Here is a 21,674-nt window from a genome sequence, read left to right as displayed (position 1 = left end):
TTGACCCTTCACAGCACGTTCCAACGTTGCGATACTTGTTCAACAGGCGGTACTACCCGGTGGAGGTGGGCCATGCTTCCCAGGGACGAACGGCGCCGCCTGCGCGAGATCGAGCAGCAGCTCGTCGACGAGGACCCCAAGCTCGCACGCAGGCTGAGCCAGACCAGCACCTTCGGTTACCTGCGCGCACGCGTCTCCGCCCGGATGGCGCTGGCCGCCGCCGCAAGCGTGCTGTCGCTCATGTGCCTGTTCCTCAACGAGGGCGCGGCGGCGTTGACGGCCGCGGCCCTGACGGGGTTCTTGGTGATCTCCCGCACCTGGCGGATCGAGCTCCACTGATCATCCACTGTGGCCGGTTCGTCCCGTTCCGGCCGGGCAATGCCCTGTGCCTGCGCGCTTTGCGCGCGCCCAGCACCAACACACCGGTGGTGTGTTGGTTTGGTGCGCCGAAAAGCGCGCGGGGAGAATCGGCGGCGAAATCGAGTTCTCTGGGTTGGGAGATTTCGCCATGACCACAGTCGCCTTCCTCGGCACCGGCACGATGGGTGCGCCGATGGCGCGCAACCTCGCCGCCGCCGGATTCGACCTGCGGGTGTGGAACCGCACGCGCAGCCGGGCCGAGCCACTGGGCGAGACCGGCGCGGTCGTCGTCGACTCCCCCGCAGAGGCCGCGCGAGGTGCGGACGTCCTGGTCACGATGCTGCTCGACGCCGAATCGACGCTCAGCGCCGGCCGTGAGGCCGCCGCCGCGCTGAACACCGGTGGCGTGTGGGCGCAGATGGGAACGATCGGCCTGCCGGCAACGGAGGCGGTGTGCGCGGCCGCGGCCGAGATCGGCGGCGTCACGGTCGTGGACGCCCCCGTGCTGGGCACGAAGGTCCCAGCCGAGAAGGGGGAGCTGGTGGTGCTGGCCGCTGGCGCTCCGGAGGTGCGCGAGCTCGTGGGGCCGCTCTTCGACGCGATCGGCTCCCGCACCCAGTGGGTCGGCGAGGACCCGTCGCAGGCGGGCGGATCGCGGCTGAAGCTCGTCACCAACAACTGGGTGCTGACGCTGACCAACGCCGTGGGCGAATCGATCGCGCTGGCCGAGGACCTGGGAGTGGACCCGTCGGAGTTCCTGGCCGCGATCGAGGGCACCGCGACCGACTCGGCCTACGCGCACCTGAAGGGCGCCGCGATCATCAGCGGCGAGTTCCCACCCTCGTTCACCCTCAGCGCCGCCGCCAAGGACGCTGGTCTCGTGGCCCAGGCGGCCAGCGACGCCGTGCGACTCGACCTGGCCGAGGCGGTCAGGGCCCGGTTCGCCCGGGCCCTGACCGCGGGCCACGCAGACGAGGACATGGCCGCCGTGTACTACGCCTCCAAGCCCTGATCTCGAGCAGCGCGACTGCGCCTCTTCACCGGACCCGGCGTTCGGCGGCGACGGTGAAGGTGCCGTCGCCGCGGATGTCCCGGGAGGATTCGCCGACGTGGACCCGGTACTCCCCGGCCGCGACGGTCCAGCCACCCGTCAGCTCGTCCCAGTAGGACAGGGCCGAGTCGGTGAGGGTGAACTCCACCGACGCCGAGCGACCCGGATCGAGGGTGAGCTTGGCGAAGCCCTTGAGCTGCCGGGGCGGCTGCGGCACGTCCTCGCGCGGCGAGGGCAGGCCGAGGTAGAGCTGCGGTACGGCGTGCCCCGTCCGGTTGCCGGTGTTGGTGACCACCACGCTCACCGCCGCACCGGAAACGCGCAGCTCGGAGTAGTCGAAGGAGGTGTAGGACAGTCCGTGGCCGAACGGGAACGCGGGTTCGATCTCTTGGGCGTCGTAGTGCCGGTAGCCGACGAACACGCCTTCGGTGAAGTGCACGTCCAGGCCCGCGCCCGGGTAGCGGGCGATGTCGCCCGCGGTGGGCACGTCGTCATCGCTGTCCGGGAAGGTCAGCGGTAGCCGGCCGCCGGGGTCGACGTCGCCGAAGAGCACGCGCGCGATCGCGGTTCCCGCGTTCGCGCCCGGGTACCAGGCCTCCAGCAGCGCGCGGGTGCGGTACCGCCACGGCGTGGCGACCGGACCACCGGTTTCGAGCACGACCACGGTGTTGGCGTTGGCGTCGAGCGCGGCCTCGATGATCGCGTCCTGGTTGGCCAGCGGGTTGCCGAGCGCGGGCGGCGGAAACTGGGCGATGCCCGAGTCCAGGTCGAGGTTCGGCTTGTCGAAGAACTCCGACATCATGTCCGAGACCACCACCACCGCGATGTCGGCGTTGCGGGCGGCCTCGGCCGCCGCGCCCGGCGTCGTGCCGGGTTCGTGGACGACGGTGATGCCGGCCTCGGCGCCACGCTGCCGGATGCCCTGCAACGGGGAGATGAAGTGGTACGGCGTGGTCGAGGACGAGCCACCGCCCTGCACGAACTTCTCGGCGGCCTCACCGATCACCGCGATCGTCTTGCCGCGCAGCGCGGCCGGGTCGAGCGGCAGCAGTCCGTCGTTGCGCAACAGCGTCATGCCCTGCTCGGCGACGTGCCCGGCGGTGTCGAGGTGGGCCGACTTGTCGATCTGGCTGTCGTCGTTGGGGTATTCGGGGCGGTCGAAGATGCCGTGCGAGAACATCGTGCGCAGGATGCGGCGAGCGTGTTCGTCCACATCGGACGTCGCAGCCTGACCGGTGGCCAGGGCGGTGCGGATCGCGGTCGGCGAGTACACCAGCGCGGGCCACGGTTCGAAATCCATCCCGTTGGCCAGCGAGTTGCCTGTGGAGTGCATCGCGGCGTAGTCGGCGATGGTGTAGCCGGTAAACCCCCACTCGTGCTTGAGCAGGTCGTTGAGCAGCCACTGGTGCTCGCAGGCGTACTGGCCGCCGACCCGGTTGTAGGAGCCCATGACCGCGCCGACGCCCGCTTCGCGCACAGCGGCCTCGAACGGCGGCAGGTAGATCTCGCGCAGCGTGCGCTCGTCCACCACGGCGTTGTAGAGCATTCGCGAGCCGACGACGCCGAGCACGCCTTCCTGCGTGTAGGCGGCGAAGTGCTTGACGCACACCATCACGCCTTCGGAATGCGCTCCGGCCGCCCAGCCGACGACGATGCGCGAGGACAGGTACGGGTCCTCGCCGAAACCTTCGAAGGCGCGGCCGGAGGTGGGCACGCGCAGCACGTCGACGGTGGGGCCGAACACCACGTCGTTGCCCTTGCACCGCACCTCGTTGGCCACCGTGGCGCCGTAGGTCTTGGCCAGCTCGGGGTCGAACGAGGCCGCCAGCGACACTCCCGAGGGCATCGAGGTGCCGCTGCCCTGGCGGGAACCGACGGGGCCGTCGCCGTAGTAGACCGGCGGAATCCCGAGCCGTTCGACGCCGTGGCCGGTGCCGGTGTGCCCGGATCCGGCCGCACCGGCCAGGTCGTCGCCGCCGAGCAGCGAGATCTTCTCGTCCAAGGTCAGCTCGCGCAGCACCATCGCCGCTCGTTCGTCGGGCGAGCGCCCGGGGTCGCACCACGCGTGGTCTCCGCAGCGACCTCGTGCGGCCGCGGCCGTCCCGGTCGGCAGCACGGTGGCCAACCCGGCGAATCCAGCGGCGGTCATGAGCGTCCGACGATTCACTTGCTGCATCTGGCGCAGGGCCCCTCTCACTCCGTACGTCGTACGTTTTCGCCCAGTTTCCGCCAGAGAACGCGGTGGATCATCGTCCAGATGCAGTCATCCGCTGCCTCCGATGCGCGGCCATGCGGACCGGAGCGTTGGCCACCCCGTACCCCGCGTAGTCGTCGACCCGTTGGACGAGTTCGAGGAACACCCGCGAGCCGAACAGCTCGGTGAACAGGTGCAGGAACTCGCCGCCCGCGTCCCGGTCGTAGAGCACCGAGCAGCGGCGCAGGGTTTCCAGCAGCTCCGGACGGAGTCCGAAGCGGGCGTCGAGGTCGTCGTAGTAGTTGTCCGGGATCGACAGCACCGGCGCGCCCGACGCGCGCAGGTGCTCGGCCGCCGCGATCACACCGGTGCAGGTGAAGGCGATGTGCTGCGGGTCGCGGACGGCCGGTGCCCACTCGCCGCGGCGGACCAGGGTGCCGTTGAGGGCGATGCGCACCGAGCACGTGGCGTCGACCATCCCGCGGTTGCGGACCATGCCGAACGGCGCGGCGTACTCGGTGATCTCCTCCGGTTCCAGGCCGAGCACCGAACGGCAGAAGAGCGCGGCCTCGTCGAAGTGGTCGAACGGCTGGGTCAGCGACACGTGGTCGATGCCGGTGACTCCCAGCCCCCGTCCCGGCGTCGCGGTGTCGCGGAAGTCCGACAGCCAGCCGTCGGGTGCGGCGGTGTCGCAGAAGAACACGCCGGTGCCGTCGGGTGCGGCGACCGAGGAAAGGCCCGCTTCCTGCGGACCGCGCTCGCGCGGCAGGATCGGCGAGCTCATCGCCTCGGCCCGTCGCGCCGAGCGCAGCGGGTCCGAGCTCTCCACCGCCAGCGCACCGATCTCGGCGGTGTCCGAGGTGGACGCGGTGGTGTTGATCAGCACCCGCGCGCCACCCTGCTCCCAGCGCCGGACGGGTTTGCTGCGGTGCTCCCCGGTCTCGGTGAAGCCCAGCGCGGCGAGCCCCTCGGCCAGCCGGGTGGCGGTGGCCGGGTCGGCGACGAGTTCGGTGAAGGCGTATCCGTCGAGGTCAGGCGCGGGTTCGGCGACCGGGATCCCGAGCTGCTCCTCCAGCATCCGAAGCGACCGCATCGCGTCCACGGCAGCGGGTTTCGGATCGGCCTGCCGGAAGACGTCGTTGAACACCTCCAGCGACAGCGGCCCGGTGTAGCCGGCTTCCAGGACGTTGCCCGCGAAGGTCGCCAGGTCGAACGACCCCTGGCCGGGGAAGAGCCGGTGGTGCCTGCTCCACTGCAGCACGTCCATGTCCAGCTGCGGCGCGTCGGCCAGCTGCAGGAAGAACAGCTTCTCGCCGGGGATGGTGCGGATCAGCGCCGGATCGCCGTCGCGGGAGAGCACGTGGAAGGTGTCCAGGCACAGTCCCAGCGCCGGGTGGTCCGCGCGGCGCACGATCCGCCAGGAGTGCTCGTAGGTGTTGACGAAACGCCCCCAGGCCAGCGCCTCGTAGGCCACCCGCATCCCGCGCGCTTCGGCGCGCTGGGCCAGCGTCCGCAGCTGCTCGGCGGCCAGTTCGTCGTCGTCGACGGCGTCCGGGGACACCGTCGAGCAGACCAGGACCAGGTCGGCGCCCAGCTGTTCCATGACGTCGAACTTGCGCTCAGCGCGGCGCAGGTTGTCGCGCAGCCGAGCGGGCGGGACGGCTTCGAAGTCGCGGAACGGCTGGTAGAGGTCGACCGACAGGCCCAGGTCGCGGCATCGGACGCCGATCTCGGCCGGGGACGCGGCCGAGGCGATCAGGTCGTTCTCGAAGATCTCCACACCGTCGAACCCGGCCGCAGCGGCAGCGGCGAGCTTGTCCTCCAGGGTGCCCGACAGGCAGACCGTGGCGATGGATCGTCGTGGCTCAGACATGCGCTCCCTCCAGTTCGGCGAAGTGCCGCAGCATCCGTTCGGCGTTCGGTTCCAAGCCGGTGAACAGCCGGAACGCGTCCACCGCCTGGAACACCGCCATGCCGCCGCCGTCGAGCACCCGGCAGCCGAGTTGGCGCGCGGCGAGGACGAGTCCGGTGGCCAGCGGTCGGTAGACGACGTCGGCGACCCACATCTCCGGCCGCAGCAGCGCCGCGGGCACCGGCAGTCCCGGGTGGGCGGCCATGCCGGTGGGCGTGGCGTGCACCAGACCGTCCGCCTTCTCCAGCTCATCGTCGAGGTGCCCGCCGGTGACCGCGCGTTCGGGCAGGGAGGCCGCCAGCGCGGCAGCGCGTTCGGCGTCGAGGTCGACGATCCGGACTTCTCCCGCTTCCAGGCCGAGCAGCGCGTGCGCGACGGCGGCCCCGGCACCTCCGGCGCCGAGCAGCAGGACCCGGTCCAGCGCGGCGTCGGGCAGTCCGCGCCGGAGGCTGCGGGCGAATCCGGAGTGGTCGGTGTTGTGGCCGACGGCGCGCGGGCCGTCGAAGACGACGGTGTTGACCGCGCCCAGCGCTGCGGCGTCCTCGTCGACCTCGTCGAGGTGATCGAGCACGAGCTGCTTGCAGGGGTGGGTGATGTTCAGCCCCCGGTAGCCCTCCGCGCGGGCGCGGGCCAGCAGCTCGCCGACGGCGCTCGGCGGTTCGCCGAGATCGTCGAGGTCCCACCGCCGGTAGCGGTAGTCCAGGCCGAGTTCGGCGGCCTCCCGCTCGTGCAACGCCGGGCTCAGCGACGGGCCGATGCCCGATCCGATGAGCCCCACCAGGTAGCCGTCGTGCACTCCGCACTCCCCATTAAGTAACGAACTAGCTAGTTAATTATAGCCACACGAGGCGCTCTCCCGGAAGACTCCGTGCACTAGAGTGGCGCTGAAGTGCAACAACCGCAGGGGAGCATCGTGGCCGCACCGACGTCCGACACCGGAGCGATCAAGCAGCGCGACGCCGACCGGACTCGCGCCGAGATCCTGCGGGTGGCCACCGAGGAGTTCGCCGACAAGGGGTACGCCGGCGCCCGGGTGGACGAGATCGCCGCGCGGACCAGCACGACCAAGCGGATGATCTACTACTACTTCTCCGGCAAGGAGCAGCTCTACCTGGCCGCGCTGGAGAACGCCTACGCGGTCATCCGAGGCCTGGAGAGCCAGGTCGACGTGGACGAGCTGGGACCCGCGGAGGCCATCCGCCGGCTGGCCGAGCTGACCTTCGACCACCACGAGTCGCACCCGGACTTCCTGCGGCTGGTCAGCATCGAGAACATCCACCGCGCTGAGCACCTGACCAAGTCGGAGCTGCTGCCCGGACTGGCCGGACCAGCGGTGCAGGTGCTCGACGGCGTGCTACGACGCGGGCGCGACGCCGGGCAGTTCCGCGAGGACGTCGACGCCCTCGACGTGCACATGATGATCAGCTCGTTCTGCGTGTTCCGCACCGCCAACCGCTACACGTTCCAGGCGATCTTCGAGCGCGACCTGCTCGACCCGACGCGACGCGACCACTACCGGCGGATGCTCGGCGACATGGTGCTCGGCTTCCTGTCACAGGACTGAAACACGGCCTTGACACACGTTCGCGGGCGCTTCACAGTCTTGAGAACTAACTAGATGGTTCATAAGTCACCGCGCAACGGTGCACGGACTTCCTGGAGCAGACAGTGACCGACGGCCCGAGAGCCACGCAGGGCAAACCACGCAAAGCCGCGATCGCCGCGTGGATCGGAAGTGCGCTCGAGTACTACGACTTCTTCATCTACGGCACCGCCGCAGCGCTGGTGTTCAACAAGATCTTCTTCCCGACCTCCGACCCCGCGACCGGCACCCTGCTGGCGCTGGCCTCCTTCGGCGTGGGCTACCTGGCGCGGCCGATCGGGGCGTTCGTCCTCGGCCACATCGGCGACGCCTTCGGCCGCAAGCGGGTGCTGGTGTTCACCGTCCTGCTGATGGGGATCTCCACGGTCCTGGTCGGATGCCTGCCCACCTACGACCAGATCGGCCTGGCCGCACCGGCACTGCTGGTCGCGCTGCGCCTGCTGCAAGGCTTTTCGGCAGCCGGCGAGCAGGCCGGGGCGAACTCGATGTCGCTGGAGCACGCGCCGGCGCACCGGCGCGCCTACTACACGAGCTTCACGCTCAGCGGAACGCAGGCTGGGCAGATCCTGGCCACGGCGGTGTTCCTGCCGGTCGCCGCGCTACCCGAGGAACACCTGGTCAGCTGGGGCTGGCGAGTGCCGTTCTGGCTCAGCGCGGTGGTCGTGATCGTCGGACTGGTGATCCGCAGCAAGCTCGACGAGACACCGGTCTTCGTCGACGAGGTCGCCGACACCAAGCGCGAGAAGACCCCGCTGCTGCCGTTGTTCCGCGACCACTGGGCCGACGTGCTGCGGGTGGTCATCGCATCGGTGATCGCCGCGGTGAGCACCATCTTCACCGTCTACGCGCTCAGCTACGCGGTGAACACGGTGGGTCTGGCCAAGACGCCGATCCTGTGGGTGGGAGTGCTGGCCAACATCGTTGCGCTCGCGGCGATCCCGCTGTGGGCCGGACTGGCCGACCGTGTCGGCCGCAAGCCGGTGTTCATCGGCGGCTCGGCCGGGTGCGCGGTGCTGATGTTCGGCTACCTGTGGTCGCTGTCGGTCGGCAGCTGGGCGCTGATCTTCACCTTCGGCATCCTGCTGTTCGGCGTCGTCTACAGCGCCACCAACGGGATCTGGCCGGCCTTCTACGGCGAGATGTTCCCGGCGAAGGTGCGGCTGTCGGGCATGGCCGTGGGCACCCAGATCGGTTTCGCGCTGGCCGGGTTCTCCCCCAGCATCGCCGAGGCCATCGGTGGTGGGCGTGAAGGCTGGGTCTACGTCGCGCTGTTCACCGCGGGCCTGTGCGCGCTGAACATCATCGCGGTGGCCTCCGCCCGCGAGACCCACCGGGTCCCGACGCCAGAGCTGGGCATTCGCAAGTCGCCCGCAACCGTCTGACCCGCCCGACCCCACATCACCTCTCCCCCCGATCTCAGCGGAAGCCGCGGTTTCCGCTGAGGTCGGGGTTACTGGTCCGGCTTCCCCGGCAATTCGGGATGGAGGAATTCCCGCTCGGTGGGACCGGGAGCCCTCACGTTGACCCCAGTCCGGGGCGAACATCCGTGGTCGTCGTGTTCACCCGGAACACCTTCCCCTGGCTCCTGCCCGTCGATCTGGAACGGCAGGCCAGCCCCACCTGCCCGGCCCCTCGAGGACCTTCGGGCGGTTGTCACCAGTAACCCGCCCCACGCTTGATGCCCGGTCGGGTTTCGAGCAGAACCGACCCTCCCCTCGCGCGCCCGCTGACCTGGAGTCAGCGCGTGGGTTCGTCGTGCCCCGCAGACCGACTCGAACACCTTGCGCCGTCGTGAATTCCTTCACGACTTCCCGTACCAGGTCGAGTGGGCGAACTCCACCTCCGTCCACCGCTGCTGGGAGCGCTGTCGGCTGACGCCGTCGACATCGGCGGCACCGGCAACACTCCCCCGGGACTGGAGAGGGGAGTTCGGCAGGACGACGAGGGCGTCAATCGGCGAGGTGTTCTGCGAGGCGGCGACGATCTCGATGTGCTACCTCGCAGGTCGAGATCGCCAAGACCGAGGCCGTCAGGCAGCAGGAGAACGGCATCCCAGCGCCCGCGACCTGGGGATCCACCCGGGATGTGGGCGGGGGTCGGGTGCTGCGCGGCGGGGCCGGAACCGCGCTGGTGGGCGGTCACTCCTCGCAGACCTCATCCAGGAGTACCGCTCGGTGGGAATCGACGAGTTCGCTGTCGGGATACCCGCACCTGGAGGAGTCGTACTGGTCCGGCGAGGGGGTGCCTCCCGAGCTCGCCCGGGTCTGCGCGAGGGGAGCTCGCCCGGAGCCGGACGCGAGCTAGGGGCCCCCGCCGCACTGACCCGGGCACGAGATCGGCCCCGGCCTGAACTGGCCGGGGCCGATCTCGTGCGTCAGTAGCGGTTGCCGCCGGGTGCCGGTCGCTGCGGAGGGCGACCGCCCGGGGCGCCAGGGCGACCCGGTCCCGGAGGCTGCGCACCAGGACGACCGGCGCCGGGCGGCGGACCGCCAGGCGGGTTCCCGCCGGGACGGCCCTGGTTGGGGGCGCCGGTGGGGCGACCCTGACCAGGAGCTGCCGGACGGCCGCCCTGGTTCGGCGGGTTCCCCTGCGGACGCCCCTGGTTCGGGGCGGGACGACCGGCGCCTGGCGGCTGTCCCGCTGGGCGGCCCTGCTGACCCGCTGGGCGGCCCTGACCAGCCCCGGACGGACGGCCCTGGTTGGCTCCCGGTCGCGCACCGGCCCGACTGGCGGGTGGCTGGGCGCCACGCTCCGGACGGGAGGTCTCCGCTCGCGACGGCCTGCGGTCGTCGCGGTCGAAGTCCATGTCGAAGTCGTCGTCATCCCGACGCCTGCGACGGGGCATGCGCATCGGGGCCTTGCCCGCCTGCTTGCGACTGTTGATCCACAGGTCGAAGCCGAAGATCACCAAGGCCATGATCAGGAGCATCAGGCCGAGCAACGGCACTTCCAGGACCAGCGCCGTCACCAGCGCGAGTACCAGCATCGTGATTATCGGTACCCACGCGAACGGATCGATCCGGTTCAGGATCGCGGAGACCCCGCCGGAATCGCCGTGGTCCGCGTCACGTGCCATCGAGACTCTCCAACTTCACTCTGCGCCCGGCCGCGGAAGTGTACCGGAGAGCAACCCCGGACCCGCGACCGTCACCCGACCATGCGGGCCCGATCACGCCTGTTGTACGCCATCACTGACCGGCCAGGCGGACCTGGACGCCCCAGGAGCCCACCACGCCGGGCGCGGCGCGAACGCGCTCCCGCGTCTGGCCGCGTCCGCCGCGCGGACCCCTCCAAGATCATACTCACGAAGCGGTTTCCCTTTGTTCACACCTGCACCCTTCCGGCGCGGCAATGCGAACGCGGGCGGCTGACCAGGCATGGGGTTGATTTTTACCGGTAGTCACCGATCAACCGAGTCGCCAACCGCTGATTTCCACAGTCCACTGTGGCCTCATTGCCAAATGAACAGTATTCCCGTCACGCACTGTTGATCATCGGTCGGCTGCGCGATCACAGTGGATGATCTGCGCAGTTCGACTGCACAGCAGCCGCTTTCACGCCACCGAACGTCGTTGTGAAGATCTCTCGGCTACCTTTGATCATCAAGATCACGGGGCACTGCTGTGCCCGCCAGTCACTTTCCGGCGAACACGGAGCCGGAGTCGTAAGCAGGATTGATCGAGGCTGCAATGAGCACTGCCGACACGACCCTCGGCGATCTCACGAGAAGGCAGTTGCACAACCTCTGCCGCGTCGTGGGAATGGACCGGACCGATCCACTCCGATTGCTGGGAGAAGTCCTGGGCGCGGCCCGCGACCGCCCGTTGTCCCGGCCGCCGCTGTGGCCGTCGGACATCGCCGACGACGCCACCCCGATCGAGTACTCCGTCCAGGTCGACGACGGTGGGGGCCGCCACCTGCGGATCCTCGCCGAAACACTGCCCGCCGCACCCGGACCCGCCGCCAACCTGCGCGCCGCCCAACACCTGGTCACCGCCCTCGCCGAGCGCTACGACCTGGCGCTGGACCAGTTGCGCGCCGTCGAGGACCTGTTCAGCCCGGAAGAACCCCAGGGCAGGTTCTCCTGGTGGTTCTCCTTCATCTTCGACGCCGACGGGCGCCCCCGGTTCAAGATCTACTTCAACCCCGACGTGCGCGGTGCGGACCACGCCGGGGAGGTCGTCCGGGAAGCGTTCAACCGGCTCGGGCTGGACGGCGCCCACCCCACCGTCGTCGACTACGCGCTGCGCCGCGAAGCCGACCGGCTGACCTTCTTCGCCCTGGACCTGGACAACAGCCCGCAGTCGCGGGTCAAGCTCTACGTCTCCCAGCACGACGCGTGCGTCGACGACGTCGAGCGGGCCGCCTCCGCGGTTCCCGGCATCGATCGCTACCAGGTCGGGGACTTCTGCCGGACGCTGGCGCCCGGTGTCGAGCGCTTCCCCGGCCGCCCCCTGGTGTCGAGCTACTCCTTCGTCGAAGGCGACCGCGAGAAGCCGAGCAACTACAGCATCTACCTGCCACTGCGCGACTACGTGCCGGACGACTCCGTGGCCCGCGTGCGCGTCCGGCAGCACCTGCGCCGCCACCGCATCGACCCGGCGATGCTCGACGAGGTCATCGGCGCGCTCACCGACCGCGACCTGGCGGCCCGAGCCGGGTTGCTCGCGCACGTCTCGGTGCGGTTGAGCCCCGATCAGACGGGAACCACGATCTACGCCTCCTCCGAGGCGTACGCCGGTACCGCGCCCGAGAACTAGGTCACCACGACGACATCGAGGAGCACACCCCATGCCGCACTTGCGCCCCTACGTCTCCGCCGTCGTGCGCCGAATTCCCATCACCACCCGCGAGCGGCGCATCGAGGCGCTCGACCTCGCGGGCCACAACCCGTTCAACCTGCCCGCTGACGAGGTGAGCATCGACCTGCTGTCCGACTCCGGGACCGGCGCGGTTTCCACCGACCAGCAGGCCTGGGCGCAGCGCGGCGACGAGCGCTACGCAGGCGCGGAGTCCTACTACCGCTACCGCGATGCGTTGCAGGAAGTGGCGCCCTACCGGCACCTGCTACCGGTGCACCAGGGACGTGCGGCCGAGCGCGTCCTGTTCACCGCGCTGCTCGGCGAAGGCCGGATCAGCTTGAGCAACACGCACTTCGACACCACCCGCGCCAACGTCGAGCGGCTGGGCGCCGAAGCGAGGGACCTTCCGAACCAGGAGTTGTTCGACCTCGACAGCGACCACCCGTTCAAGGGCGACATCGACGTGGCGGCCGTTCGCGAGGTCCTCGACGGTCCCGACGGGCACCGGGTCGGGCAGATCCTGGTGACCATCACCAACAACGGCGGTGGCGGGCAACCGGTGTCGATGGCCAACCTCGAGGAGGTCAGCGCGCTAGCGCGCGAGCGCGGGGTGCCGCTGATCCTCGACGCCGCGCGGTTCGCCGAGAACGCCTGGCTGGTCATCCGCCGCGAAGCCGGGTACGGGGACAAGACTCCGCTGCAGGTGGCGCGCGAGGCGTTCGCACTCGCGGACGGGGCCGTGGCCAGCCTGAAGAAGGATGGCCTGGCGCCGGAGGGAGCGTTCATCGGCCTCAACGACACCGAGCTCGCCGACCGGTGCGAGGTCGACGTGATCGCCACCGAGGGATTCCGCACCTACGGCGGGCTGACCGGGTCCACGATGGAGCAGCTGGCGCAGGGCCTGCGCGAGGTCATCACACCCGAATACCTCGCCGACCGCGAGCACGAGGCGGCCTACCTCGCCGAACGCGCGCACCACGCTGGCGTGAACACGATCCGCCCCTCCGGCCTGCACGGCGTCTACCTCAACGCCGGGCGACTGCTGCCGCACCTCTCGCCGGCGCAGTTCCCGGGGCACGCGCTGGCCTGCGCGCTCTACCGCGAGGGCGGGATCCGGTGCGCCGAGCTGGGTTCGCTGTACCTGGGAACGCTCGACGAGGACAACGAGCTGACCTCGCCCGCGCCGTTCGAGCTGGTCCGGATGGCGCTGCCGCGACGGGTCTACGACCACAGCCACCTGGAGTACGTGGGCGAGGTCCTCGCCGAGATCGCCAAGGACCCCGAGTCCGTGCCCGGCTACCGGATCACCGAGAACCCGCCGATCCTGCGCCACTTCCGCTGCCGGACCGAGCCGCTGGGTTGACCACCCGCCCCTGGTACCCGCCGCGGGGTGCCAGGGGCAGGTGGTCAGGTCAGTCCCGACGGGGTCCGGTCGATCGCGTGGCGCACCAGCGTCACCAGCGCGTCCTTGCACAGCTCGCGCTCACGGGCATCGCAGATGACGATCGGGACCTCGGCCGGGATCACCAGCGCGTCGCGCACTTCCTCGGGTTCGTACTGGTAGCCGCCGTCGAAGATGTTGACTGCCACCACGAACGGGATGCCGCGCCGCTCGAAGAAGTCCACCGAAGCGAACGCCTCCTGCAGCTTGCGCGTGTCCACCAGCACCACGGCACCGACCGCGCCGAGCGCGAGGTCGTTCCACAACGGCCAGAACCGGTTCTGGCCGGGGGCGCCGAACAGGTACAGCACGATCTCGTCGGAGATGGTGATGCGTCCGAAGTCCAGCGCGACGGTGGTGGTCTCCTTGCGCTCCACCCCGCTGAGGTCGTCGATCCCCTCGCTGGCGACCGTCATCTCCTCTTCAGTGGTCAGCGGCGGGATCTCGCTCACCGCGCCGACCATCGTCGTCTTGCCGACACCGAAACCACCGGCCACGACGAGTTTCACGGGCATCGGCGCGGCGGTTGCGCCACGAACCCCGTCGTCCCGGCCGGACTGATCCGGAACATTTTGTCCTGACCGGACTTTCGCCTCGGTCACCTTAGAGTTTGCAAAGCCCACGGTACACCTGCTCCAGGATTTCTCGGCTGACTTCAGTACGAGGCGTGCGCACGAAGACCGCACCGTGATCGAGCAGGTCACCGCACAGGACCCGGACCACTCCCATCGGCTGTCCCAGCGCGACGGCGAGCTCCGCCAGCGACACCGGGCGGTGGCACGCTTCGAGGATCGCTCGGTGCTCGGGCGTGAGTTCCAGCCTCGAAGTCTCCGGTGGCGGTTCGACGGTGACCACCTGGGTCGCCGTGTCGAGCCGGTGCTTGTGCTGCCCAGGGGTCCGGCCGCGCGTGATCGTGTACGGCCGGACCATGGGCCCGGCTTCATCGTCGTACCACGCCTCGTCCACTGTCAGGTCCTCTCTGCCGCCAGCCCGTGCAGGTCTCGCGGCGCGGCCGACAGGAACGATCCGACACGGGTGATCAGACGGCCCATCTCGTAGGCCACCAGCTCGATGTCGGTGTCGGCCGCCGACAGCACCGCCAGGCACGCGCCGCTGCCCGCCGCCGAGACGAACAAGAACCCGTGCTCCATCTCGACGTGGGTCTGCGCGACCTGACCGCGACCGAAGTCCTTGCTGACGCCCTTGCCGATGCTGCGCATGCTCGATGCCGCCGCGGCGAGCTTGTCGCCGGCGTCGCGGTCCAGCCCGGCGGACTTGGCGATGACCAGGCCGTCGTTGGACAGCACCACGGCGTGGTCGGCTCCGTGCACGCCGTGCACGAAGTCGTCCAGCAGCCAACTCAGTTTCGAAGCTGTCTCGGTCATGCCCACCTCACACGCGCTTGCTTGTCGTTTGGTCTGGTCACGAGTCGCCGCCACCGGATTCGTCGAAACCGCCACGGAACGCCCGGCGGAAACCCGCCAGCTTGCTCGGCGAAGCGATCATCGCCCGCTCTTCGGCATCCGGGTCGTCCTTGAGCCCGTCGGCCAGGTGCGTCTGCGGCACCCGCTTGGGCAGTGAGGGGCGATTCGCCTTGCCGCGCTCGGCCTCCGGTTCGCGACCGGCCGCTGAAGCGGGCGATCCCTCGGCCGGCCACTCGTGGTCGAGCGTCTCGGTGGCCCTGCCGGGTGCGGTCGACTGGTCGGTCATCGTCCCATCCCAGCTCAGTTCGCGCGGCTGCGGCACCAGCGTTCGTTCGGGCCGCGCACCGCTGACCGGCTGTTGCTCGAGGTTCCCCGCGAGCGCGCGGCGGCGGTCCAGGGCGCTGACCGGCACCTGCACGGTGTCGCCGTCGCCGCTGCCGCCCACCTCCAGGATCCGGTCGGGCAGCAGGACCGTGGCGCGGGTTCCACCGTAGGCCGACACGCCGAACTCCACCGAGATCTCCCGGCGCGAGGCCAGACGAGCGGCGGTGAACAGGCCCAGCTGCTCGGCCTTGTTGTTCTCCAGCACGAGCCGGTCGAACTCCGGGGGCTCGTGCATCATCTCGTTGGCCCGCTGCCGGATACCGGGATCCATGCCCAGGCCCTGGTCGGCGATGTCGATGGCGATGCCGCGCGCGACGTCGTTGGCCCCCACGTGCACCTGGGTGTTCGGCGGCGAGAACGCGGTGGCGTTGTCGATGAGCTCGGAGATCAGGTGGATCGCGTCGCCCACCGCGGCGCCGTGCAGCATCACCTCCGGCACGTGGCCGATGACCACGCGCGAGTACTGGTCGATCTCGGAGACCGACGAGCGCAGCACGTCCATCAGCGCGACCGGGCGGCTCCACCGGCGACCGGGCTGCTGGTCGCCGAGGACCAGCAGGTTCTCCACCGTGCGGCGGGCACGGGTGGTGGCGTTGTCCAGGTCGAACAGCCTGGCCAGCTGCTGGGAGCTGTCCTCGTTGCGCTCCAGCTGGTCGATCGTGGTGTGCATGCCGCGCAGCAGCCGCTGAATGCGGTGCGCCATGCCCACGAACACCACGCGGGCGCCCTGCCTGGCCCGCGTCTCGCCGACGGCGGCCTGCACCGCTTCCTGCTGGAACAGCTGGATCGCGTGGGCGACCTCGCCGACCTCGTCGCTGCCGTAGTGGCCCAGGGCCACCAGCTCGGCGTCGACCTCGACCGCTTCGCCTTCGCGGAGCCTGCGCACCACGTCCGGCAGCCGCTCGGCCATCGCCAGCGATTCGGTGCGCAGTCCCTGCAGCCGCGTCAGCAGCGCGTCGTCGACGACCGTGCGGTAGACGCGGCGGGCGAAGAAGAACGAGCCCACCGATACCGCCAGCGCCGCCAGGCTCCCGATCAGCACCGTCCACAGCGTGCCGGTCGCGCGGCTGACCGCACCGTTGGCGACCTGCTCGCTCTGCGTGCGCACCAGGTTGGACATCTCGGCGCCGACGTTGTTGGTCATCCGGCGCCAGTCCTCGACGCGCAGCTGCGGCCGCTCGCTCGGCCCGAACGCGCCGTGCTGCACGAGCTGGTCCTCGGCGGCCACCAGCTGCTTCCAGTCCGGGTTGGCGATCATCGCCTCGTACCGCTGGCGCACCTCGGGCAGCATCGTGGTCATGTTGGACCGCACGATGGCGTGGTGGCTGACGATGTAGCCGGTCAGCTCGCGGTGCTCGGCGGGGCTCAACTCACCGCTGGTCAGGATGGTGCCGACCATCGACGACTCGCGGGAGAGCGTGTCGGACGCGCGGAACAGGCCAACCGCGGCCAGCGAGCCCTGGCGTGCCTCGGCGTCGGGCGTGATGCGCGACTGGATGTCGAAGAGCGTGGTCGCGGCGGCGAACATGTCGTCGTAGAAGGCGTTGAGCTCCTCGACGGTCGCCTGGCGGCTGTTGATCCGCTCGCGCAGGTCGGGCAGCCGCTTGAAGTAGCCGTTGAGCTGGTTCATGGGCGCGACGACGTCGGCCGGCGCCGATTCGAGCACCGGGGCGGCCTTCTCGTTGAGCGCGTCGAGCGCGCTGTCGGTGGCGCGCTGCTGACCGGCGAGCTCGTTGATCCCCGCGCCGGGCTGGCTGATGACCTCGAGGCTGCGGAGCCGTTCGCGTTGGACCTGGTCGAGCGCGTTGACCGCGGGCAGCGACATCGACTGCACGCCGGAGGCGATCTGGCGGGCGAAGAACGCGTCGAAGGCGAACAGCGAACACCCCACCGACCACAGCACCGCGACGACGATCCACGGGACGAACACCGCCCAAGTCAGCCGCGACCGGATCGAGGAACCGCCCGGGCGTTGTCTTCCTGGGCCTGGCGAGGACAGGGAATCGTCTTGGGTCGTCACTTCCACGTTCTTTCCATCGATGATCTTTCGCCCACGCCAGGACGCATCCCGGCGATCCGAACATCGCGTGCCCTCGATACGCCGGGCACCTTATCGATGATCTTCACTCATCGTGGAGGTTGGCGGGTATTCCCCACCACAGCTGGACGGACGACACTTCCACCGGGATTTTTCCCACTGAACCGTGATCTTCGGGAAGAGGTGTGAAAAGCCGGGCAGCCGTCCGGTGGAGAAGCTTTTCGAGATCACTCGATTGGAGTCCTGCCCCCTCGCCGGGCGGAATTCACCGACTATTCTCGCGAGCACCCCGGAAACGGGCCGAGACAGCAGGTTCAGCTGCCGCGGCGGGCCTCGTCGGCGGCTTCCCGCAGCAGCGGGGCTCGGGCTGGGCCCGCCAGACCGAGGTGGTACAGGTGCAGCTCGTCGGCTCCGGCCGCGCGCAACCGGCGGACGTGGTCGGCCAGGTCGCCGACCCGCGGTCCGACGGCGTTGACGTAGGCGCCGACGTTGTCGATCCCGGCGGCCTTGGCCGCCGCGACCTCCTCCGGCCCGGTCGGGTCCCAGCAGGGCACGACGACGCCGTCGACCTCGTCCCCCGCGCGCCGCGTCAGTCCCGGAAGGGCACCGGTCGCCCAGGCATCGGCGCTGCCGTGCAACAGCACCCGACGACCCGTGCCCACGGCATCCAGCACCGCGCGGCGCAGCAGATCGGTGGCCGCAGAACGAGCCGCGAGCAGGGTCTCTCGAAGTTCAGCGGGCAGTGCGTCGTCCACCGCGCTGAGATCGCCGGTGGCGATGATCCGGCGGAACTCGGTGCACAGCACCTCGCGCACCCGCTGGGCGTCCAGGCCGGTCCAGCCACGCGCGCACGCAGCGCAGCAGCAGACCGACAGCAACCGGGCCGCCGCGGGCGACCAGACCGCGTCGGTCTTCTCGTGCTGGTGCTGGTGCACCGCACCGAGCTGACCGCACGCCTCCAGCACCACCGACCGCACGTCGAGACCGTCCAGCGCGGACCGGGTGAGCCGCACCGCGTAGTCGCGCACCTCGGCGTGCGACGGGCACAGCGCCCACGGGTAGACCTCGTCGAAGCAGTTGCGCACCGCGACGTCCGGGAACCGCCCGCCCAGCACGGAGTTGTGGGTCAGCACCAGCCACGCGGCGGCGTCGACACCGCTGCGGTTGAGCTCCGCGACTGCCTCACCGGCGCTGTCGGGTCCCACCCAGTCCGGTTCGGCCGGGCGCAGCCTGCCCCAGCCGGTCCCCACCGGGCGGTAGAGCGCGGCGTGACGGGCCACCACCGCGCTGCGGGTCCCGTCGAACGGCGTCGCCGCGCGAGCGCTGTGGTACGCGACCGCGACGGCGACCTCGTCCACCCCGGACGCCGCGACCCGGTCCGCGAAACCGGGCCGCACGTCCCAGGAGTAGGCGTAGCCGGTGACGTGCGCTCTCACCGCGCGGCCGCCGCTGTGGTGCCCTTCGCAGCCCGGTCCAGCACCTCGAGCATCTCGTCGACCTCCGCGGTCCGTTCCGAGGCGACCGCCCCCAACCCGATGAACAGGGCCAGCGAGACCAGGATCGGCGTCGCCACGGTCGCGGTCTGACTGGCGTCCACGCCGTAGTAGAGCACCGCGTAGGTGATCAGACCACCCGCCCACGACACCAGCGCCGCCCGCGAACCGCAGCGGCGGAACCACGGCAGCATCCCCAGCAGCAGCGGCACCGAGATCGGCCCCATCAGCGCCGCCACCCACGACACCACGATCGACAGCACACCACCGAGGCTGTCCGCCTGCGTGGCCACCAGCATGCTCAGCGCGATGAAGCCGAACGTCGCGATCCGGCCGGCGCGCAACCGCTGCACCTCGCCGAACTCGCGGGCCTTGCGCCACAGCACCGGCAGCATGTCCCGGGTGATCACCGCCGAGATGGCATTGGCATCGGAGGCGACCATGGCCATGGTGTGGGAGAACATCCCGGCGAGCACCAGCCCCACCATGCCCGCGGGCAGCAGCTTCTCGGTCATCGCGGCGTACGAGGTCGTCGGGTCCTCCAGCCCCGGCACGAACAGCGGTGCGGCGAACATCGGCAACATCAGCACCAGCGGCCAGACCAGGTACAGCGCCGAGGACAGCAGCGCGCCCCGGCGGGCGGCGTGGTTGTCCGGCGAGGCCATGTAGCGCTGCGCCAGGTTCCACATCCCGCCGTTGTACTCCAGGGTCTTCACCAGCACGTACACCAGCAGGAAGACGGTCGTGTAGTCCTCGGTGACCGGCGATAGGTGCCCGGCGGGCAGCCGGTCCCACATCGTCCACAGCCCCGAGATGCCGCCGAGCGAGGACAGCACCGCCCAGATCATCACGATGCCGGCCAAGCCCTGGATCACGAACTGCCCGAAGTCGGTGAGCGCGTCGGCCCACAGCCCGCCCGCCGTGCAGTACAGCAGCGTGACGCCGCCGGTGACCAGGATGCCCACCAGGATCGGCACGCCCGCGAAGGACTCCAGCAGGATCGACACCGCGAACCACTTGGAGGCCACGTCGAAGACCTTCAGCGAGGCACCGCTCCAGGCCAGCGCCTGCTGGGTGGGGATGTTGAAGCGACGGGCCAGGAATTCCAGCGGCGAGGCCACGCCGAACTCGGCGCGCAACTGGTTCCAGCGCGCGGCGAACAACCAGGCGCCGATCGCCACGCCGATGCCGATGGAGGCGAATCCCCAGAAGTAGACCGTGACGCCCTGGCTGTAGGCCACGCCCGCGTAGGCGACGAACAGCACCGCGCTGTAGCCGGACATGTGGTGCGAGATCCCGGCCAGCCACCAGGGCATCCGACCGCCGGCGATGAAGAAGTCCTTGTCTGTCTTGACCCTTCGGTGCGACCACCAGCCGATGCCGACCATCAAGCCGAAGTACCCGATCACCATGACCCAGTCCAGCGCGTGCACCGGCCCACCCCTTCACATCCGATGGCTTGGAACTCCGCGGCTTTCGAGCTCGCTGCGGGGCTCGTCGTCGACCCGGGCGTGCTCCGGAAAGCGCTTCCCAATTGGGCCGTACGGACCACACGGAAATCCCGCGCAGCGATGAACAATTTGTTTCGTAAAGTTCCGGAGCCGGACGCTAGTATGGCGTCGATCACATGTCAACCAGCGTTCGGCGCGGCAACACGCATCCGGAATTCACTGATGCGAAGGGGAAACGCCTTGTCGGAACGCATCTTGATCACCGGTGCCGCCGGCGGCATCGCAACGTTGATGCGGCCTCGGCTGCGCCGCGAGGGCCGGGCGCTGCGATTGCTGGACATCGTTCGGCCCGCGCCCGCGGCGGACGGCGAAGCGGTCGAGATCGTCGAAGCCAGCGTCACCGACCCCGAGGCGATGGCGCGGGCCTGCGCCGACGTCGACGCCGTGGTGCACCTGGGCGGCCACAGCCGCGAGAGCAGCTGGTCCGAAGCGCTTTCGGTCAACATCGACGGCACACGCACCGTGCTGGACGCCGCCCGCCGAAACGGCGTCCGCCGGGTGGTCCTCGCGTCCAGCAACCACGTCGCCGGATTCCGCTCCACGTCGGAGGCCGCGACGTTGGCGGCGGACTCACCGCCGCGGCCGGACACCTACTACGGGGTGAGCAAAGCGGCGATGGAGGCACTGGGCAGCCTCTACCACTCGCGGTTCGGCATCGACGTGATCTGCATCCGCATCGGTGCGTGCTTCGAGACGGTGGGCGACGAACGCGGGTTGGGCCTGTGGCTCTCGCCGGACGACTGCGCGCGGATGCTCGAAGCCTGCCTGTCGCACCCGTCTCCGGGTTACCGCGTCATCTGGGGCGTCTCGGACAACGCGCGACGCCCGGTTCCGCTGACGGAGGCCGCCGAACTCGGTTACGCGTCCCGCGACGACGCGGAGGTCGTCTTCGCCTCCGGCGTCGCCCCGAACACCTCGCACGAACTGCTCGGCGGCCCGTTCACCTCGGCTCCTCTGGGAGAACCGAACTAGGACTGCTCGCGGGCCTTCTTGGCGGCGCGGCGCATCTGGATCATGCGCGCCGTGCCCGCCAGCCACACCAGCACGCCACCGATGATCGCGGCGAACAGCAGGGCGAGGCCGATCGGCAGGCTGAACTCCAGCCCCAGGAAGTGCACGGTCACCGCCGCGAAGTTCTGCGCGACGAAGATCAGCAGGAAGACCAGCACCACGCCCGCGATGGCGAGCGCGGTCCAGAGCACGCCGGTCCGGCTCCGCGTCGCGAGCTCGTGCTTGCCGCCTCTGGATCGCTCGACGGGCTCTCTCGTCTTCTCCGCGACCCCGCTGCCGGCGGCGCCCACCCCTTGGGCGTCCTTGCCGTTGGTGCCCTTGGCGGTCACGTCCTCGGCCGCCGCACCGTTCGCGCTCGGCTCCACTGCCCCGGGCTCCCGCTCCGACCTGGCTCCAGCGTCCTTCGACCCGTTCTCAGACATACCGATCATCATCGACCGCCCCCACCCC

At 70.0% G+C, this 21,674-nt stretch carries 18 protein-coding genes and 1 pseudogene; 8 read left to right on the top strand and 11 right to left on the bottom strand.

Annotated features, from left to right (window positions below):
* Nucleotides 1-72: 72 nt before the first annotated feature.
* Nucleotides 73-339: a DUF3040 domain-containing protein gene (locus E1161_RS15515; RefSeq protein ID WP_165939812.1), complete on the top strand. Its 267-nt coding sequence runs from the start codon at nucleotides 73-75 to the stop codon at nucleotides 337-339.
* A gap of 169 nt (nucleotides 340-508) precedes the next feature.
* Nucleotides 509-1,372, top strand: a complete 864-nt coding sequence (locus tag E1161_RS15510) for an NAD(P)-dependent oxidoreductase (RefSeq protein WP_132624005.1) — start codon at nucleotides 509-511, stop codon at nucleotides 1,370-1,372.
* Between the two features lie 25 nt (nucleotides 1,373-1,397).
* On the opposite strand, the gene E1161_RS15505 is transcribed toward E1161_RS15510, so the two are convergent.
* The 3 genes from E1161_RS15505 to E1161_RS15495 form a co-directional block, all read right to left on the bottom strand.
* A complete protein-coding gene (locus tag E1161_RS15505; protein ID WP_207920263.1) occupies nucleotides 1,398-3,560 on the bottom strand; it encodes a beta-glucosidase in 2,163 nt (720 codons plus the stop codon).
* A gap of 97 nt (nucleotides 3,561-3,657) precedes the next feature.
* Nucleotides 3,658-5,478, bottom strand: coding sequence for a bifunctional sugar phosphate isomerase/epimerase/4-hydroxyphenylpyruvate dioxygenase family protein (locus E1161_RS15500; protein WP_132624003.1), 1,821 nt, complete (start codon nucleotides 5,476-5,478; stop codon nucleotides 3,658-3,660).
* Nucleotides 5,471-6,313: a shikimate dehydrogenase gene (locus tag E1161_RS15495; RefSeq protein ID WP_132624002.1), complete on the bottom strand. Its 843-nt coding sequence runs from the start codon at nucleotides 6,311-6,313 to the stop codon at nucleotides 5,471-5,473. Before E1161_RS15495 ends, E1161_RS15500 begins: the two co-directional genes overlap by 8 nt.
* A gap of 117 nt (nucleotides 6,314-6,430) precedes the next feature.
* Between E1161_RS15495 and E1161_RS15490 the strand changes: the two genes are divergently transcribed.
* The 3 genes and pseudogenes from E1161_RS15490 to E1161_RS28075 all read left to right on the top strand — a co-directional run.
* Nucleotides 6,431-7,081, top strand: a complete 651-nt coding sequence (locus tag E1161_RS15490; protein ID WP_132624001.1) for a TetR/AcrR family transcriptional regulator — start codon at nucleotides 6,431-6,433, stop codon at nucleotides 7,079-7,081.
* A 104-nt stretch (nucleotides 7,082-7,185) separates the two neighbouring features.
* Nucleotides 7,186-8,502 (top strand): MFS transporter, encoded by a 1,317-nt coding sequence (locus tag E1161_RS15485; protein ID WP_132624000.1) that lies wholly within the window; start codon nucleotides 7,186-7,188, stop codon nucleotides 8,500-8,502.
* Nucleotides 8,503-9,197: 695 nt separating this feature from the next.
* A pseudogene (locus E1161_RS28075) lies at nucleotides 9,198-9,424 on the top strand (alkanesulfonate monooxygenase); the annotation flags it as partial.
* A 70-nt stretch (nucleotides 9,425-9,494) separates the two neighbouring features.
* Here the strand turns inward: E1161_RS28075 and E1161_RS27605 are convergent.
* Nucleotides 9,495-10,196, bottom strand: a complete 702-nt coding sequence (locus E1161_RS27605) for a hypothetical protein (RefSeq protein WP_207920262.1) — start codon at nucleotides 10,194-10,196, stop codon at nucleotides 9,495-9,497.
* A 613-nt stretch (nucleotides 10,197-10,809) separates the two neighbouring features.
* Between E1161_RS27605 and E1161_RS15475 the strand changes: the two genes are divergently transcribed.
* Together E1161_RS15475 and E1161_RS15470 are read left to right on the top strand one after the other, a co-directional pair.
* Nucleotides 10,810-11,880 (top strand): tryptophan dimethylallyltransferase family protein, encoded by a 1,071-nt coding sequence (locus tag E1161_RS15475; RefSeq protein WP_132623999.1) that lies wholly within the window; start codon nucleotides 10,810-10,812, stop codon nucleotides 11,878-11,880.
* A gap of 31 nt (nucleotides 11,881-11,911) precedes the next feature.
* A complete protein-coding gene (locus E1161_RS15470) occupies nucleotides 11,912-13,285 on the top strand; it encodes a tryptophanase (protein WP_132623997.1) in 1,374 nt (457 codons plus the stop codon).
* A gap of 44 nt (nucleotides 13,286-13,329) precedes the next feature.
* Here E1161_RS15470 and E1161_RS15465 read toward each other — a convergent pair whose 3' ends face one another.
* The 6 genes from E1161_RS15465 to E1161_RS15440 all read right to left on the bottom strand — a co-directional run bounded on the left by E1161_RS15465 (nucleotide 13,330) and on the right by E1161_RS15440 (nucleotide 20,135).
* Nucleotides 13,330-13,878 (bottom strand): GTP-binding protein, encoded by a 549-nt coding sequence (locus E1161_RS15465; RefSeq protein ID WP_132623995.1) that lies wholly within the window; start codon nucleotides 13,876-13,878, stop codon nucleotides 13,330-13,332.
* Nucleotides 13,879-13,966: 88 nt separating this feature from the next.
* On the bottom strand, nucleotides 13,967-14,329 hold the full coding sequence (locus tag E1161_RS15460; protein ID WP_165939811.1) for a DUF742 domain-containing protein: 363 nt from the start codon (nucleotides 14,327-14,329) through the stop codon (nucleotides 13,967-13,969).
* Nucleotides 14,330-14,331: 2 nt separating this feature from the next.
* A complete protein-coding gene (locus E1161_RS15455) occupies nucleotides 14,332-14,748 on the bottom strand; it encodes a roadblock/LC7 domain-containing protein (RefSeq protein WP_132623993.1) in 417 nt (138 codons plus the stop codon).
* A 37-nt stretch (nucleotides 14,749-14,785) separates the two neighbouring features.
* On the bottom strand, nucleotides 14,786-17,191 hold the full coding sequence (locus E1161_RS15450; RefSeq protein ID WP_132623991.1) for a sensor histidine kinase: 2,406 nt from the start codon (nucleotides 17,189-17,191) through the stop codon (nucleotides 14,786-14,788).
* 332 nt (nucleotides 17,192-17,523) lie between these two features.
* A complete protein-coding gene (locus tag E1161_RS15445) occupies nucleotides 17,524-18,645 on the bottom strand; it encodes a hypothetical protein (RefSeq protein WP_132623989.1) in 1,122 nt (373 codons plus the stop codon).
* The gene (locus E1161_RS15440) at nucleotides 18,642-20,135 is read right to left on the bottom strand and encodes a sodium:solute symporter family protein (RefSeq protein WP_132623987.1); all 1,494 of its coding nucleotides are present in this window, start codon (nucleotides 20,133-20,135) and stop codon (nucleotides 18,642-18,644) included. The genes E1161_RS15445 and E1161_RS15440 overlap by 4 nt, the downstream gene beginning before the upstream one ends.
* Nucleotides 20,136-20,393: 258 nt before the next feature.
* Between E1161_RS15440 and E1161_RS15435 the strand changes: the two genes are divergently transcribed.
* A complete protein-coding gene (locus E1161_RS15435) occupies nucleotides 20,394-21,185 on the top strand; it encodes an NAD-dependent epimerase/dehydratase family protein (RefSeq protein ID WP_268951395.1) in 792 nt (263 codons plus the stop codon).
* Here E1161_RS15435 and E1161_RS15430 read toward each other — a convergent pair.
* Entirely contained in the window at nucleotides 21,182-21,646 is a 465-nt protein-coding gene (locus E1161_RS15430) for a LapA family protein (RefSeq protein ID WP_132623983.1), read from the bottom strand. The two genes, E1161_RS15435 and E1161_RS15430, sit on opposite strands and share 4 nt — an antisense overlap.
* Nucleotides 21,647-21,674: the final 28 nt, after the last annotated feature.

The sequence above is a fragment of the Saccharopolyspora aridisoli genome (assembly GCF_004348445.1).
GTDB lineage: Bacteria > Actinomycetota > Actinomycetes > Mycobacteriales > Pseudonocardiaceae > Saccharopolyspora > Saccharopolyspora aridisoli.
The sequence above is the reverse complement of the archived record's forward strand: the minus strand, read 5'-3'. Positions and strand labels throughout refer to the sequence as shown.